Consider the following 15,462-nt stretch of genomic DNA (forward strand, 5'->3'; position numbering starts at 1 on the left):
GGCCGAATAGAGCGTGCTGGTGGCATCGTCCATCGTCACGATCAGGTCCAGTTCCGGCTGGCCCGCCAGCCAGGCATGCCGGCTGCCGTCCTGGTGCAGCATCATCCCCTCGCACGGCTTCCTTTCCCGCTTGCGCCGATGCGCCCCGCGTCGCTTGGCCCGCTCGACCAGCCCGGCCGCATGAAGCTGCGTCTTGATGAAGATATAACCCCAGCTGAAGTCGTAATCGCGTATCAGGTGCTCGTGGAAATGCTTCACGTTCCAACCGAGGTAACGGTTCCGGTAAAGCTCAAGCATCTCCTCGATTGCCTCCGCAGGCAMCCGGCGCGTCGAAAGCTTACCCAAACGCCGGTCCCTTAAGCCATCCTCCCCAGCCTCTTCATAGCGGTCTCGGTACCGGCGGAACTGACGCTCCGACATCCCCAGCAGCTCACCCGCTTCCATCATCGAAAGATCGCCGCCATTCCAACGGCTCAAAACGTCCCGAAACTTCTGCATTCTCCGGTCCTGTAGCCATGCTGTCCGTCCCATCCCCAGCCTCCATTCGCTGGCGATAAAACCGGACAACTCGTGTGCTACCTAACCCGGACAACTCATGTGCTTACGACACTCGGAAGGCACCCGGGCTTGACTTTCCGGGCGCGTTCTTTATGTGTCGCGCCAAGTTTCCCGCGTCCGGGTGTTTTCCCCGTGCTCCAGCGGCCAAAACTCCACGAACATTAACGGACGAACATCATGGCCAAAGCCGCAAACATCAAGATCAAGCTTCTGTCGACCGCCGACACCGGGTTCTTCTACGTGACCAGCAAGAACAGCCGCACCAAGACGGACAAGCTCTCGTTCCGCAAGTACGATCCGGTCGCCAAGAAGCACGTCGAGTTCAAGGAAACCAAGATCAAGTAATCTGGTTATCCTGAGAAATCAAAACGCCGCCCTTTGGGCGGCGTTTTTGTTTTGGGGCCAATTCCAGGAAAAGCCCGACACGGTTTTGCGGCAGGAATTGCGTCAAGCAAAGCTATGGAAAGGATCGGCCGATCGAGGAGTCGAGCGGCTGTCCGCAAGATTCCGATCGCGGGTTTTGTAGAAAAGGGGGCCGGTCGGCGTTTGGCAGCGGTACGAGGAGGCCACTATGTGCCAGCGCCGGCCGGCCGACCCCACGGACCCAGGAGATGCGGCGGACCTGAGCATCATGGGGTATTTTTGGATCGAGCCGGCTAGTCTACCCTCGTGCCGGCTCCGTCTTCTGTCTATGCGTCGCAGATTTGCGCAAGACCTTATAAAAATCAACCATTTCTTAACCACCGCTCGCGAATCGCTTGGGTTAAGGTAAATTCGTAACCCTGTTCAGACCGCCGGGAATCGGCGCCTTTCCCAGGCATCCCTCCCGAAGTGGCGATTGGTTTCGGGACAAAGACATGCGCGAGGTTGAAATATAAAGCGTATGAGCAAATCCTGAAAGATCGCGGCGCGCTTCAGGCAGCCTTGGCGACGACGCGGTTGCGACCGCCGCTTTTGGCTTCATAGAGCGCAAGGTCGGCGCGCTTCATCAGCGCCGCGACGCTGTCGGTCCCTTTCAGCAACGAAGACACGCCGACGCTGACCGTGACCTCGATCGTCTTGCCGTCGTTGCCGACCGCAAACGGCGCCTGCGCGATCTCGGCGCGGATGCGTTCGGCCACCTTCTCGGCGACCGGACCATCGGTATCCGGCATCACCACGACGAACTCCTCGCCGCCGAAGCGGCAGGCGAGATCGATGCCGCGCACATTCTTGCGCAGCCGCCTGGCGAACTCGCGCAGCACATCGTCGCCGCCGTCATGGCCATAAGTGTCGTTGATCGACTTGAAGCGATCGAGATCGGTGATCATCACCGACAGCGGCCGCCGCCGCGCCACGGCTCGATCGAACAGCGTCTGCAGATGGCTGTCGAGGTAGCGCCGGTTATGCAGCCCGGTCAGCCCGTCGATCACCGCCATCTCGATGGTCTGCGCGACACTGGCGCGCAACTGGTCGTTATAGCGTTTGCGCCGCACCTGCGTGCGCAGGCGCGCCGTCAGCTCGTGCTGGTCGATCGGCCGGATCAGGTAATCGTTGATGCCGAGCTCCAGGCCACGCAGGATGCGGCCCTCCTCGCCTTCGTCGGCGAGCAGCATGATCGGCAGGAAGCGGGTGCGGTCGAGCGAACGCAATTGCGAGCAGAGCCTCAGCGCATCGAAGCCGGTGAAGGCAGTCGACACCAGCACGCATTCATACGGCGTCTCGGCGGCCTGGAAGAACCCTGCGTTCGGATCGGTCGCGACATCGAGCTCGGCGCTGTTGCGCAACATCTTCTGGATGCGTTCGACGGAAGATTTGCGCTCGTCGACGAGGAGCACTCTCGGCTTGGCGTCTCCGGTCGCGAAATCGCGGCTCAGAAGCTCTTCGATGCCGATATTGCGCGTTGTCGAGGCGCGCAGCCTGAGCTCGTCGGTCAGCGATTTCAGCCTGACCAAGCTCTTCACACGCGTCATCAGTTGCAGGTCGTTGACCGGCTTGGTCAGAAAATCGTCCGCGCCCGCCTCGAGGCCGCGCACCCGGTCCGAGACCTGGTCGAGCGCGGTGATCATGACAACGGGGATATGCGAGGTCGCCGGGTCGCTCTTCAAGCGTCTGCAGACCTCGAACCCGTCCATGTCAGGCATCATCACATCGAGCAGCACCACGTCGACCTTGCCGTTCTCGCAGGTCTCGATCGCATCCGGACCGTTGCTGGCGGTTAGCACCTCGAAATACTCGGCAAGCAGCCGAACCTCCAGCAGCCGCACATTGGCGGGGATATCGTCGACGACGAGGATCCGCGCTGTCATCTCAAAAAACTCCGGTTCTGCTGGTCTCGGGCATCAGGCGTCGCCCAGATAGGATTTGATCGTCTCGATGAAGCGCGGCACCGAGATCGGCTTGGAGATATAGGCCTCGCAGCCGCCCTGCCGGATGCGCTCCTCATCGCCCTTCATGGCGAAGGCGGTGACGGCGATGACCGGAATCGAATGCAGCTCGTCGTCTTCCTTCAGCCATTTCGTCACTTCCAGGCCGGAGACTTCGGGCAGCTGGATGTCCATCAGGATGAGGTCCGGCCGGTGCTGGCGCGCGAGATCCAGCGCCTCCAGCCCGTTGCGTGTGCGAACCGTGTCGTAACCGCTGGCTTCGATGAGGTCCCGAAAGAGCTTCATGTTGAGCTCGTTGTCCTCGACGATCATGACCTTCTTAGCCATCAGTTTCCCGTCCCGACCGCCCTCGAAGCCGAAGGCCGTCGCAATGCGTCCCCTTCGGACCGCACCCAACCCTTTTCCACTCTAGCCCAATATGATTGACGAAACGGAAACCGGAGGTTGGAAAGCTGCACCATTTTCCACCTTCGGACGTTGTACGGGAGAGAGCGGAGGCTTGCCGCAAGCGACGCTTGCCGTTACTGCGGAAGGAGACTCAAAAAAATCCACCATTCCAAAGGTAATGATGGCGAACGCAGCGTCAATGCGCGAGGAAGCGGAAACCATTGCCGTCAAGGCGCTGGGCTTCGTCGCCGCCGATCCCGAACTTCTGCCGCGCTTCCTGGCGATCACCGGCATCGAGGCGAACTCGATCCGCAGGGCCGCCGCGGAGCCCGGCTTCTTGGCCGGCGTGCTGCAATTCATCCTTGCCCACGAGCCGACGCTGCTGCGCTTTGCCGAGGAGACCGGCACGCCGCCGGCCGCCGTCGGCAAGGCATTGCGCGCGCTCCCGCTCGGCAACGACGATCACGAGCGCTCGACATGAGCGACGATCCGGAGACGGCGCGGCAGATCGAGGAGCTTGCCGCCGACGACCGGCCGCTGCTGGTGCTCGACGTCGACGATGTCGTGCTGGAATTCGTCCGGCCCTTCCCGCATTTCCTCAAAACGCGCGGCTTCGGGTTGACGCTCTCGTCCTTCCGATTGACCGGCAACATTGCCGAAACGGCCACCGGGCGGCTGATCGAACAGCCGGAAGTGACGGCGCTGCTCGGCGATTTCTTCGACACCCAGGCGGATTGGCAAAGCATCACCGAGGGCGCGGCGGACGCCCTGGCAATGCTTGGACAAGGCGCCGAGATCGTCCTGCTGACCGCGATGCCGCACAAGCATCGTGGCGTGCGCCGCGCGCACCTCGACGCGCTGGGGCTAAATTATCCGCTGCTGACGACGGAAATGGCCAAGGGCCCGGCCATCGCGAAACTGCGGGGCCTCAAGGGTCGGCCGGTCGCCTTTGTCGACGACCAGCCCTCCAACCTGGTCTCGGCGCGCAATTCCGTGGCCGACGCCCACCTCTTCCATTTGATGGCCGACAATTCGCTGCGCCCCTTCCTGCCGCCAACGCCGGAAGACATCGTCTCGGTCGAGGACTGGCGCGAGGCCGCGCCCAAGATCGCGGCCGCGCTCGGGCTTTAGCGCAAGCGCTCAGGGTTGCAGCTTCGCGCCGGCCCCGCCATTGTCGCCGCCGTCCGAATCGTCGCCCCCGGTCGAATTGTCTGTTCCGTTGGCGCCGTCACCGCCCGAATTGTCATCCTGACCGGCGCTGTCGTCCTGGACTTCATCCGGCCCCTTGAGCATGGCGCCGTTAACCTTGACCGAGCCGTCGGCTTTCGTGTCGATCACCCACTCCAGGCGGCCATCCGGCAGTGTCTTGCCAAAACCCTTGACGGCAAGCGCGAACGGGAAGGCCTGCGCCATCTGCTCATCGCTCTTGGCGCCTTCCTYCAGGGCATCGACGATCTTGTCGTAGCCGGCCACATCGACGGTCACGGTCRCATCGGGCTTTTCGCCGCCCGGGAACGTCATCTCGCCTTCCAGCGCGACTTCGATATCGCCGTTCTTCACGGTCGAGTGGCCGAGGATGACTTTGGGTTTCTTGGCTTTGAAATCGGCGACCAGAGCCTTGCCGAATTCATCCGACAGCGGCGGTTTCTTATTGAGATCAAAGGCTTCGATCGCCTTCTTCGCCATCGTATCGAGATCGATATCGGCGCCGCCGAAGTTGAGGTCGATATCGGTCGGCACCAACGGGGCGGTCCAGGCCGGCAACAATTGCCGCGGGATCGTCAGACCGGAGGCCTTGATCCCATAATTGATCTTGCCGCTCTGAGAGACGCCGTCCATGCCGCTAGCCATGTTCAACTGCTTCGCGCCCCACTTACCGACTGGGCTCTCCATCGCGAAATCTTTGAAGGCGTACGTTCCGTCGATTCTTTCCCAGACGGGCAGCGCAGCAAGGAGACGCGACTTAAGCTCGGCCTGATTTGCCTTCAATTTGGCTTCGTCTTCATTAGCAACGGCAAAAGCAAGCAGGTCCATCAGCGGCTTCGTCCGAACACCCTTACCGTTTGCATTCACCGAAAGTTCCGGGGCATTGAGAGTGACCGGGAAATTCAATCCTCGCTCGGGATCGTTGATTTTGACGACTTCGGCGAAGTTCAAAATCTTTTCAGCCAGAGTAAAATCGATGCCGCCGCTCGCCGACTTTGTCGAAGTGATTGTGGCGGTGCCCGCACCTGCGGAGACATCCGCCTCCTGCTTCGGCTCCCGGGTCTTCATCGTCATGGCGTCCATCGACCCCGTAGCGCTCACGAAGGCCGCCAGGCTGGGGTCGTAGATCCCGGCGAACTTGTTGTTCGACACGGAAAAATCCATGTGTTGCGGCCCTTCAGGGCCCTTGAAATCGAGTGAGCCATTCAAAGACGTGTCCGCCGACACGTCCCACTGCCCGTCCTGGCGTGGCTTGACCCGCATGTCGTAGGGCGTGACGTCGAACTTGAAGGAGTCCTGTTTCGCCAGCAAAGCGACGAGCGGCTTGAAATCGAAGGCGAGTTTGTACGCATCGCCGTCGGCGGTGATCTTCAAGAGCCCGATATCGAAACCCTGCCTGCCGAAATAATGCGCCAGATCATCGGTAAGCTTTTTCGCGCCTTGATCGTCGACGGTCTGGGCAAGAGCTGGCGCGCTGAGCGCAAGGGCAAAGGCAAGGGGCAAAATACGCTTCACGTTGGTTCTCCGTTATCCCGGAAGAATGATTTGCGCTTCTGGTAGGCAAGAAGCGTTACAGCCGCAAGACGCCGACTGTAGGGCAAAAGCGCAGCTGGCTAAAGCACCAGCCGCATCAGCGGCCGGCCGGGTTTGCGTTCCACAAGCCTTTCGAAGCCGGCCTTCTCGAACACCCGCGACGAGCCGACGAAAAGCCCGATCGAACGCGAATCGCGCGACAGGTCGATCGGGCAGGCTTCGAGCAGCCTGGCGCCGTTCTCGCGGGCGAAGGCGATGCCACCCTCGACGAGACGATGCGTAATGCCGCGGCCCCTGGCCTTGACGCGAATGAAGAAGCACGAGATCGCCCAGACGTCCGGGTCGTCGGCATCGGCAGGATCGACCGGCGCCGAGCCCCTGCCTTGATTGTTCCACTCGGGCACGTCGGCGCGCGGACCGACCTGCATCCAGCCGACAGCCTTGCCGTCTTCGATGGCCAAAAGGCCCGGCGGCGGGCCTGCCTCGATGCGCGCCTTGATAAGGTCCTTGTTGCGCTCCTTGTCGCTGGCGCGGCGCTCCGCCGGCGCCAGCCGGAAATGCGTGCACCAGCAGCCGTAGCAGGCGCCTTGCTTGCCGAAGAGGTCTTCGAAATCGGGCCAGAGCTCGGGGGTCAGCGGTGCTATGGTCGTGCTCATGCGTTCTCCCCAGGCCAAGCTTGTTGCCAGCCTTGCGCTGTCGTACCATTGCGTTTGTTCTCTTTATGTTCGCAGCGATGGCGGCTCCTGTCAACAATCCCGAACACGGTTTTTGCCGTGACTGCCTGGCGCTCCAGCGCTCGCAGACGCGGCGCTGCGATCGCTGCGGCAGCCCGCGCCTTGTCCGTCATCCCGAGCTCTACCGGCTCAAGATCGCCCATATCGATTGCGACGCCTTCTACGCGGCGATCGAAAAGCGCGACAATCCGGCGCTGAAGGACAGGCCGGTCATCGTCGGCGGCGGCCGGCGCGGCGTCGTCTCCACCGCTTGCTACATCGCCCGCATCCAGGGCGTTCGCTCGGCCATGCCGATGTTCAAGGCGCTCGAACTGTGCCCCGAAGCGGTGGTGATCCCGCCCAATATGGAAAAATATGTCGGCGTCGGGCGCGAGGTCCGCGCGTTGATGCAGGCGTTGACGCCGCAAGTCGAGCCGCTGTCGATCGACGAAGCCTTCCTCGATCTCTCCGGCACCGAGCGGCTGCACGGCATGCCGCCGGCGCTGGTGCTGGCGCGCTTCGCGCAGACCGTGGAAAAGGAGCTCGGCATCACCGTTTCGGCCGGCCTCTCCTACTGCAAGTTCCTGGCCAAGATCGCTTCGGATTTTCGCAAGCCGCGCGGCTTTTCGGTGATCGGCGAAGTCGAAGCGCCAAGCTTTCTCGCCGCGCAGCCGGTGACGATGATCTGGGGCGTCGGCAAGGCGCTGGCCGCGACGCTGGAGCGCGACGGCATCCGCATGATCGCGCAATTGCAGCGCATGGAGCGCGGCGACCTGATGCGCCGCTATGGCGTGATGGGCGACCGGCTTTATCGGCTGTCGCGCGGCGAGGACGATCGCCCGGTCGATCCCGACGGCGATGCCAAGAGCGTCTCGGCCGAAACCACCTTCGACACCGACATCGCCGCGCTGGCGGAACTGGTGCCGGTGCTGCGCGGGCTCTCCGAAAAGGTCTCGGCGCGGCTGAAGAAATCCGGCATTGCCGGACGCACGGTGGTGCTGAAGTTGAAGACGCAGGATTTCAGGACCCGCACCCGCAACCGCCAGCTCGGCGATCCGACCCGGCTGGCCGACCGCATTTTCCAGACCGGGCTCGACCTGTTGCGCCGCGAGACCGACGGCACCAAATTCCGCCTGCTCGGCATCGGCGTCAGCGACCTCTCCGACGACGAAAAGGCCGATCCGCCCGATCTGGTCGACGTGCAGTCGCGCAAGCGCGCGCTGGCTGAGGGCGCAATGGACACGTTGCGCGACAAGTTCGGCAGGAAAGCCGTCGAGACCGGCTATACGTTCGGCAAGGGCCGCGCCGCCAATCCGCCCGAGCCGATTGAAGAGTGAACCATCAGCTGCGCTTCAGGTCGATCCGGCTCGTCACCACCATCTTGCCGGTCGCCGGATCCATGTCGGTCACCGTCATGCGCATGTTGTCCGGCCCGACCTTCTCGACAGTCAGTTCCGCGTCGCGGTCGCCATTGACGATTTTCGCCCAATGGATGTCGAGATTGATCGCGTCGCCCTCGCGGCTTCCGCTCAGCCCCGCGGGCCCGCTGCGCGAGCCGATATAGGTGCCGGTATAGCGCGCCCCGCTGACCTTCAGGTCGGCGCGGATTTCGCGCGACATGATCAGCAGCGCGCGGCACGTGCCGTCAAGCGACAGCGAATTCGCCGTCGCGTCCGAGGTGAAGGTGCAATTGATGTTCATCACCGGCATGTTGGTTCTTATCCTGACCGTTCCCTTGCCGGAGAACTTTCCCTGCAGCGAACGCAGAAAGGCCGCCTCGTCGGCATGCGCGCCCGTCGCGCACAAAAGGCAGGCGGCGGCCAGCAAGGCGGCAGTCGATTTCATCAAGGCGTTCCCCTCTCGCGATCGCTGGTAATGATTCCAGGAAAAGTATGACACGGTTTCGACCGGCACCTTCCGAAGGAAGGCGGAAGCGTGGATTTAACGGGGGCCGCGGCCGCAAGGTTCCGCCGTCGCCATGACGGTTTTTTGACACCCCTGTTCGCTGGCCCAGTGGAATGACGCCACTAACGGTTGCGGCCCAAGTCCAAGCTTGCGACATAGGCGCCCAAATGGCGCCCGCTCCCTCGATCCCAAAAGCCGCATTCTGGATGGCTCTGTCAATCGCCTCGATGTTGGCGATGTCGGTTGCCGGCCGCGAGACGACCGCCGAGCTCAACGTCTTCCAGGTGCTGGAACTGCGCTCGGTGATCGGTTTCTTCATCCTTTTGCCGCTGGTGATGATGAACGGCGGTTTTGCCGCAATGCGCACCGGACGTCCTTTCGCTCACATCGCCCGCAACGTCATCCACTACACCGGCCAGGCCGCCTGGCTCTATGCGCTCACCCTCATTCCGCTCGCCGTGCTGATCTCGATCGAGTTCACCACGCCGATCTGGACGGCGATATTCGCGGTCAGCTTTCTGGGGGAAAGGCTTTCGCGTTCGAAGCTGACGGCGATCGTGCTTGGCCTGATCGGCGTGGTCGTCATCGTGCGGCCCAGCGCCGGTTCGATGGATCCCGGCCACCTCGTCGTCCTGGGCGCCGCGGTCTGCTTCGGCATCTCCATGGTGCTGGTCAAGTCGATGACCAAGACCGAAAGCGTGGTGCGCATCATCTTCTGGATGCTGATCATCCAGTCGGTGGTCGGCCTGATCCCGGCTCTCTACAGCTGGCACACCCCCTCGCCCGGCCTCTGGCCGTGGATCTTCGTCATCGCCTTCACCGGCATGTCCTCGCATTTCTGCCTGGCCCGTGCGCTCACCCACGCCGACGCCACCATCATCTCGCCGATGGATTTCCTGCGCGTGCCACTGACGGCGCTGGTCGGCTGGCTGCTCTATCATGAACAGATCGACGTCTTCACCGCCGGCGGCGCGGCCCTGATTCTCGCCGGCAACCTGCTCAACCTGCAGAAGAAGACGCCGCGGGTTGCCGAAGCCGAGGCAGCAACGCCCTGAGCTAAACCAGCTCTACTTCGACGACACCTTGCACCGCGCGCATGGCAGATGCGATTTGTGGCGAAATACGATAGCGACCTAGATCGATCTCGACCTCGCCCTCTGCACCCTTAAGCACGATGATGCTAACCTGACTGTCACCGCGCTGTTTGAGCTGTGATTGAATAGTCGGTGATGGGCGATCATCTCTAACAAAGATGCGTAATGCTTTCTGGATCCGACTGGCTTCATCATCCAGTGATTGCACTGCATTAATGCGCAGATTGATGCCTTCGGGCCTATCCTCCGCGGAAACCATGATGACTACCGAGTTGCCGGGCTCCAGCATATCGCGAAATTGCGCCAAGCCCTCGGAAAACAGAACAGCCTCATACTGGCCTGTTGTATCGGAAAACTGCACTACCCCCATTTTATTGCCCGTTCGGGTCTTGCGCTCCTGCTTGGAAGTGACCGTCCCGGCGAGCCGCCCATTGGTTGCTCCGCGTTTAACGGCGGCCGAGAATTCAGCCCAGTTCTGCACCCGCATCTTCTGGAGCGCCGCCTTGTACTCATCCAGCGGATGCGCCGAGAGGTAGAAGCCCACCACCTGGAACTCGCGGTGCAACCGGTCCGCGGCAAGCCAAGGATCGGTCGCGGGCAGGTTGAGCGCCTGCGACTGACTCCCAAGCGATGCGCCGAAAATGTCGGCCTGGCCGGAGATGGCGTTCTGCTGCGCCAGCGAGGCCAGCCCCATCATCCGCTCGACGCCGGCCATCATCTGGGCGCGGTCGTGGCCGAAGCAATCCAGCGCGCCGGCCATGATCAGGCTTTCGAAGACGCGCTTGCCGACGATCTTCGGATCGACGCGCTCGCAGAAATCGGCAAGGTTCTTGAACGGCTTCTCGCCGCGCACCTCGACGATGTGCTCGACCGCCGCGTCGCCCACGCCTTTCAGCGCCGCCAGCGAATAGAAGATCTTGTTCTCGCCGACTTCGAACGGGCGGAAGCTGGTCATCACCGACGGCGCCACCACCTCGATGCCGAGGCGCATCGCGTCCTGGCGGAAATCGGCCAGCTTGTCGGTGTTGCTCATGTCGAGCGTCATCGACGCGGCCAGGAACTCGACCGGGTAATGCGCCTTGAGATAGGCGGTCTGGTAAGAAACGACGGCGTAGGCAGCCGCGTGCGACTTGTTGAAGCCATAGTCGGCGAATTTGGCCAGAAGATCGAAGATGAAGTCGGCCTGCGGCTTGGAGACGCCCCGCTCAACCGCGCCGGAAACAAAGCGCTCGCGCTGCTTGTCCATCTCGGCGCGGATCTTCTTGCCCATGGCGCGGCGCAGCAGATCGGCTTCGCCGAGCGAGTAGCCGGAAAGCTCCTGCGCGATCTGCATCACCTGTTCCTGGTAGACGATGACGCCTTGCGTCTCCTTCACCAGATGGTCGATCTTGGGATGGATCGAGGCCATCTCCTCCTCGCCATGCTTTCTGGCGTTGTAGGTCGGGATGTTCTCCATCGGGCCGGGACGGTAGAGCGCCACCAGCGCGATGATGTCCTCGATGCAGTCCGGACGCATGCCGATCAGCGCTTTGCGCATGCCGGCACTTTCAACCTGGAACACGCCGACCACTTCACCGCGCGACAGCATGGCGTACGTGTCCTTGTCGTCGAGCGGGATCGTGGCGAGATCGATGTCGACGCCACGCCGGCGGATGAGCTTCACCGCCGTTTCCAGCACAGTCAGCGTCTTCAGGCCAAGGAAGTCGAACTTCACCAGCCCCGCCTGCTCGACATATTTCATGTTGAACTGGGTGACTGGCATGTCCGAGCGCGGATCGCGGTACATCGGCACCAGCTCGGACAACGGCCGGTCGCCGATGACGATGCCGGCGGCGTGCGTCGAGGCGTGGCGGTAGAGGCCTTCGAGCTTCTGCGCCGTGTCGAGCAGGGTCTGGACGATCGGCTCCTTCTCCGCCTCCTCGGCGAAGCGCGGTTCGTTGGCGATGGCGTCCGCGAGCTTGACCGGATTGGCCGGGTTCTGCGGCACCATCTTGGAGAGCTTGTCGACCTGGCCGTAGGGCATCTGCAACACGCGGCCGACGTCGCGCAGCACCGCGCGCGCCTGCAGCGTACCGAAGGTGATGATCTGGCCGACCTGGTCGCGCCCGTATTTCTGTTGGACGTAGCGGATGACTTCCTCGCGCCGGTCCTGGCAGAAGTCGATGTCGAAGTCCGGCATCGAGACGCGGTCCGGATTGAGGAAGCGTTCGAACAGCAGCGAGAAACGCAGCGGGTCGATATCGGTGATCGTGGTCGAATAGGCGACCAGCGAGCCGGCGCCCGAACCGCGCCCCGGCCCAACCGGGATGCCTTGCGATTTGGCCCATTTGATGAAGTCGGCGACGATCAGGAAGTAACCGGGGAACTTCATCTTCTCGATGATGCCGAGCTCGAATTCGAGCCGCTCGCGATATTGCTCGACGGTATAGCCCGGCGTCGGCCCATGCGCCGCAAGCCGCTTCTCCAGCCCCTCTCGCGCTTGCCGGGCAAGCTCTGCCGCCTCGGCTTTCTCGGCCGCGTCCTTGTCGGCGGCGTCGGCACCGGTGAAGCGCGGCAGGATCGGGCTGCGGTTCTTCGGATAGTAGGAACAGCGCATGGCGATCTCGACCGTGTTGTCGATCGCTTCCGGCAGGTCGGAGAAGAGTCGAGCCATGTCCGCCTGGCTGCGCAGGAAATTGTCCGGTGAAAGCCGCCGGCGATTGTCCGCGGCCACCACCGAGCCTTCGGCGATCGCAATCAGCGCGTCATGCGCTTCATAGTCCTCGCGCTTGGAGAAGAACGCCTCGTTGGTGGCGACCAGCGGCAGGTCGTGCGTGTAGGCCAGGTCGACCGTCGACTTTTCGACCATCCGGTCGTAGCCGGCGACGCGTTCCAATTCGACATAGAGACGATCGCCGAACAGGCCCTTGAGGAACAGCAGCCGCTGTTCGGCGAGGTCGCGCCGGTCCGCTTTGAGCGCGCTGCCGATCGGGCCGCGCGGGCCGCCAGTCAGGCAAATCAGTCCGTCGCACCGGCCTTCCAGCATGGCGCTGGTAAGGTGCACCGGCTCTCCGGGCGGCGTCTCGAGATAAACCTTGCTGATCAGCCGCACGAGATTGGCATAGCCAGCCTCGCTGGCGGCGATCAGCACGACCGGCGACATGTCCGGCCCAAGTCGGCGGCGGTCGCGCTGGCCATCGGTCGCCTCGCCGGAAAAGGCGAGATCGATCTGGCAGCCGATGATCGGCTGGATGCCGTCCTTGACCGCCTTCTGCGCGAATTCGAGCGCGCCGAACAGGTTGTTGGTGTCGGTGACCGCGATCGCCGGCGCCTCGTCCTTGACGGCATGGCCGACGATCGCGCCGAGCTGTAGCGCGCCTTCGAGCAGCGAATAGGCCGAATGCACACGCAGATGGATGAAGGTGCGTGCCGGCGCTTCCGGCCGCGCGGCCTTCACGGCTGCTTCGCGCTGCAACGGGTCGCGTGGAAGTCGTTCATCCGCCATGTTTTTTCGCGCTGTCCCAAAGACTCAAAATCCATGCAGATGTATTGTCCCGGACTGGGCCATGCCAGTCCAGCACAAAAGACCCGCAGGCACAGGCTTGCGACCCGGTACCGCCTCTTCTCAGGCGAACTCCATGATCACGGCATCGACCGCGAGGCTATCGCCGGGCTTGGCGTTGAGCTTGGCTATCGTGAGGTCGCGTTCGGCGCGCAGCACGTTCTCCATCTTCATCGCTTCGACCACGGCCAGCGTCTCGCCGGCCTTGACCTCCTGGCCCTCGGCGACGGCGATCGAGACGACGAGACCTGGCATCGGGCAGAGCAGCATCTTCGAGGTGTCCGGCGGCAGTTTCTCCGGCATCAGCCTTTCAAGCTCAGCCGTGCGCGGCAGCATGGCGCGCGCGGTCACCGACATGCCTTTCCAGGCAATCCGCAGCCCGTTCAGCGCGGGGCGGATCTGGGCGGCGATGCTGTGGCCGCCGACCGTGCCCTGCCAGATCGCGTCGCCCGGCCGCCAGTCGGAAGTGACCGTCAGCGGCGTGCCGCCGTCGATCGACAGATCGACCTCCATCGGGATGGAAACCATGCCGTCGACGATCGCCACCGGAAGATAATCGGCGCCGATCTTCGCCACCCAGTCGCGCTTGAGGTGACCGGAATGCGGCGCCAGCCGGCCGCTCAGGCGGTCGAGCCGGTCGCGGCGCAAAAGTTCGATCGCCGTTGCGACGGCGGCGAATACCGCCCTCTCCTCGCCATCCGGCGCGACCGGTGAAAAACCATCCGGATATTCCTCGGCGATGAAGCCTGTCGACAGCCGTCCCTCGCGCCAGCGCGGGTGCTGCATCAGCGCCGAAAGAAACGGGATGTTGTGCTCGATGCCATCGACGACGAAGCTGTCCAGCGCCTCCGACATGGCGTCGATCGCCTCGAGCCTGGTCGGCGCCCAGGTGCAGAGCTTCGCCACCATGGGGTCGTAGAACATCGAGATCTCCGACCCTTCGGTGACGCCGGTGTCGTTGCGGATCACGACGTTGCCGAACGCGCCCTCTTCCGGCGGCCTGTAACGGGTCAGCCGGCCGATCGACGGCAGGAAGTTGCGGAAAGGATCCTCGGCATAGAGGCGGCTTTCCACCGCCCAGCCGTTCAGCTTCACGTCGCTCTGCTTGATGCCGAGCTTCTCGCCGGCGGCGACGCGGATCATCTGCTCGACCAGGTCGATGCCGGTGACCAATTCGGTCACCGGGTGCTCGACCTGCAATCGCGTATTCATTTCAAGGAAATAGAAATTCTTGTCCTTGTCGACGATGAACTCGACCGTGCCGGCGCTTTGATAGTCGACGGCTTTCGCCAGCGCCACCGCCTGCTCGCCCATTGCCTTCCTGGTCTTGGCGTCGAGGAATGGCGAAGGCGCCTCCTCGACCACTTTCTGGTTACGGCGCTGGATCGAGCATTCGCGCTCGCCAAGGTAAAGGGCGGTGCCATGCGCGTCGGCCAGCACCTGGATCTCGATGTGGCGAGGGTCGACGACGAACTTCTCGATGAAGACGCGGTCGTCGCCAAAGGAGCTTTTCGCTTCCGAACGCGCCCGCTCAAAACCGTCGCGCACCTCCGCCTTGCTCCAGGCGATGCGCATGCCCTTGCCGCCGCCGCCAGCCGAGGCCTTGATCATGACCGGATAGCCGATCTCGCCGGCGATCTTCTCGGCATGGTCGGCGTCTTCGATGACACCCAGCCACCCAGGCACGGTCGAGACCTTGGCCTCGCTGGCGAACTTCTTCGATTCGATCTTGTCGCCCATCGCCTTGATGGCCTTGGGCTTCGGCCCGATGAAGACGATGCCTTCCTTCTCCAGCGCCTCGCAGAAGGAGGCGCGCTCGGACAGGAACCCATAGCCCGGATGCACGGCCTGCGCGCCGGTTTCCTTGCAGGCGGCGATGATCTTCTCTGGCAACAGATAGCTTTGCGCCGCTGGCGAAGGCCCGATATGCACCGCTTCGTCGGCCATTTCGACATGCACGGCGTCGCGGTCGGCGTCTGAATAGACGGCGACCGTGGCAATCCCCATCTTGCGCGCCGTCTTGATCACGCGACAGGCGATCTCGCCGCGATTGGCGATCAGGATCTTCTTGAACATTCGGATGTCGTTCCTCCGGCGAAGCGGTCCAGTTCTATGGATAATTCCGGCGCGCCTCAAGTGTCCGCGGGTCGGCTTCCCCG

The 15,462-nt window shown here is 62.9% G+C and carries 13 protein-coding genes; 5 read left to right on the forward strand and 8 right to left on the reverse strand.

The window, feature by feature from the left end:
- Positions 1-498 (reverse strand): helix-turn-helix domain-containing protein (locus tag LCM4577_RS10595; RefSeq protein WP_198541036.1); only part of this gene is annotated, 498 nt, incomplete at its 3' end.
- A gap of 237 nt (positions 499-735) precedes the next feature.
- Here LCM4577_RS10595 and rpmG point away from each other — a divergent pair.
- Positions 736-903, forward strand: a complete 168-nt coding sequence (rpmG, locus tag LCM4577_RS10600; RefSeq protein WP_006201775.1) for a 50S ribosomal protein L33 — start codon at positions 736-738, stop codon at positions 901-903.
- Between the two features lie 569 nt (positions 904-1,472).
- Here the strand turns inward: rpmG and LCM4577_RS10605 are convergent.
- Together LCM4577_RS10605 and LCM4577_RS10610 are read right to left on the reverse strand one after the other, a co-directional pair.
- Positions 1,473-2,846, reverse strand: a complete 1,374-nt coding sequence (locus LCM4577_RS10605) for a PleD family two-component system response regulator (RefSeq protein WP_040981480.1) — start codon at positions 2,844-2,846, stop codon at positions 1,473-1,475.
- A gap of 33 nt (positions 2,847-2,879) precedes the next feature.
- The gene (locus LCM4577_RS10610; protein ID WP_040995610.1) at positions 2,880-3,251 is read right to left on the reverse strand and encodes a response regulator; all 372 of its coding nucleotides are present in this window, start codon (positions 3,249-3,251) and stop codon (positions 2,880-2,882) included.
- A gap of 241 nt (positions 3,252-3,492) precedes the next feature.
- On the opposite strand from LCM4577_RS10610, the gene LCM4577_RS10615 reads away from it, so the two are divergent.
- Positions 3,493-3,792 (forward strand): DUF3572 domain-containing protein, encoded by a 300-nt coding sequence (locus LCM4577_RS10615; protein WP_040982364.1) that lies wholly within the window; start codon positions 3,493-3,495, stop codon positions 3,790-3,792.
- Positions 3,789-4,442, forward strand: coding sequence for a hypothetical protein (locus LCM4577_RS10620; protein WP_071071079.1), 654 nt, complete (start codon positions 3,789-3,791; stop codon positions 4,440-4,442). Before LCM4577_RS10615 ends, LCM4577_RS10620 begins: the two co-directional genes overlap by 4 nt.
- A 9-nt stretch (positions 4,443-4,451) precedes the next feature.
- Here the strand turns inward: LCM4577_RS10620 and LCM4577_RS10625 are convergent, their stop codons facing one another.
- Together LCM4577_RS10625 and LCM4577_RS10630 are read right to left on the reverse strand one after the other, a co-directional pair.
- Positions 4,452-6,032 (reverse strand): hypothetical protein, encoded by a 1,581-nt coding sequence (locus LCM4577_RS10625; protein ID WP_071071081.1) that lies wholly within the window; start codon positions 6,030-6,032, stop codon positions 4,452-4,454.
- Positions 6,033-6,130: 98 nt separating this feature from the next.
- Complete coding sequence (locus tag LCM4577_RS10630; protein ID WP_040981487.1) at positions 6,131-6,706, reverse strand: GNAT family N-acetyltransferase; 576 nt, start codon at positions 6,704-6,706, stop codon at positions 6,131-6,133.
- A gap of 65 nt (positions 6,707-6,771) precedes the next feature.
- Between LCM4577_RS10630 and LCM4577_RS10635 the strand changes: the two genes are divergently transcribed.
- Positions 6,772-8,100, forward strand: coding sequence for a DNA polymerase IV (locus LCM4577_RS10635; protein ID WP_071032060.1), 1,329 nt, complete (start codon positions 6,772-6,774; stop codon positions 8,098-8,100).
- Between the two features lie 4 nt (positions 8,101-8,104).
- Here the strand turns inward: LCM4577_RS10635 and LCM4577_RS10640 are convergent, their stop codons facing one another.
- Positions 8,105-8,608 carry a hypothetical protein gene (locus LCM4577_RS10640; protein ID WP_041008865.1) on the reverse strand — a complete coding sequence of 168 codons (504 nt, stop codon included), beginning with the start codon at positions 8,606-8,608 and terminating at the stop codon, positions 8,105-8,107.
- Between the two features lie 227 nt (positions 8,609-8,835).
- On the opposite strand from LCM4577_RS10640, the gene LCM4577_RS10645 reads away from it, so the two are divergent.
- Positions 8,836-9,723: a DMT family transporter gene (locus LCM4577_RS10645; protein WP_071032058.1), complete on the forward strand. Its 888-nt coding sequence runs from the start codon at positions 8,836-8,838 to the stop codon at positions 9,721-9,723.
- Position 9,724: 1 nt separating this feature from the next.
- Here LCM4577_RS10645 and dnaE read toward each other — a convergent pair whose 3' ends face one another.
- Entirely contained in the window at positions 9,725-13,246 is a 3,522-nt protein-coding gene (gene dnaE / locus LCM4577_RS10650; protein WP_071071082.1) for a DNA polymerase III subunit alpha, read from the reverse strand.
- 120 nt (positions 13,247-13,366) lie between these two features.
- On the reverse strand, positions 13,367-15,379 hold the full coding sequence (locus tag LCM4577_RS10655) for an acetyl/propionyl/methylcrotonyl-CoA carboxylase subunit alpha (protein ID WP_071071084.1): 2,013 nt from the start codon (positions 15,377-15,379) through the stop codon (positions 13,367-13,369).
- Positions 15,380-15,462: the final 83 nt, after the last annotated feature.

The organism is Mesorhizobium sp. LCM 4577 (assembly GCF_001854795.2).
In the GTDB taxonomy this organism is placed as follows: domain Bacteria; phylum Pseudomonadota; class Alphaproteobacteria; order Rhizobiales; family Rhizobiaceae; genus Mesorhizobium; species Mesorhizobium plurifarium.

What these genes read in the sequence shown, in the direction of transcription:
- LCM4577_RS10640 (WP_041008865.1), bottom strand. Translation starts at nt 8,608, where the DNA reads ATGAAATCGACTGCCGCCTTGCTGGCCGCCGCCTGCCTTTTGTGCGCG.
- rpmG (WP_006201775.1), top strand. Translation starts at nt 736, where the DNA reads ATGGCCAAAGCCGCAAACATCAAGATCAAGCTTCTGTCGACCGCCGAC.
- LCM4577_RS10630 (WP_040981487.1), bottom strand. Translation starts at nt 6,706, where the DNA reads ATGAGCACGACCATAGCACCGCTGACCCCCGAGCTCTGGCCCGATTTC.
- LCM4577_RS10655 (WP_071071084.1), bottom strand. Translation starts at nt 15,379, where the DNA reads ATGTTCAAGAAGATCCTGATCGCCAATCGCGGCGAGATCGCCTGTCGC.
- LCM4577_RS10635 (WP_071032060.1), top strand. Translation starts at nt 6,772, where the DNA reads ATGTTCGCAGCGATGGCGGCTCCTGTCAACAATCCCGAACACGGTTTT.
- dnaE (WP_071071082.1), bottom strand. Translation starts at nt 13,246, where the DNA reads ATGGCGGATGAACGACTTCCACGCGACCCGTTGCAGCGCGAAGCAGCC.
- LCM4577_RS10620 (WP_071071079.1), top strand. Translation starts at nt 3,789, where the DNA reads ATGAGCGACGATCCGGAGACGGCGCGGCAGATCGAGGAGCTTGCCGCC.
- LCM4577_RS10605 (WP_040981480.1), bottom strand. Translation starts at nt 2,846, where the DNA reads ATGACAGCGCGGATCCTCGTCGTCGACGATATCCCCGCCAATGTGCGG.
- LCM4577_RS10645 (WP_071032058.1), top strand. Translation starts at nt 8,836, where the DNA reads ATGGCGCCCGCTCCCTCGATCCCAAAAGCCGCATTCTGGATGGCTCTG.
- LCM4577_RS10610 (WP_040995610.1), bottom strand. Translation starts at nt 3,251, where the DNA reads ATGGCTAAGAAGGTCATGATCGTCGAGGACAACGAGCTCAACATGAAG.
- LCM4577_RS10615 (WP_040982364.1), top strand. Translation starts at nt 3,493, where the DNA reads ATGGCGAACGCAGCGTCAATGCGCGAGGAAGCGGAAACCATTGCCGTC.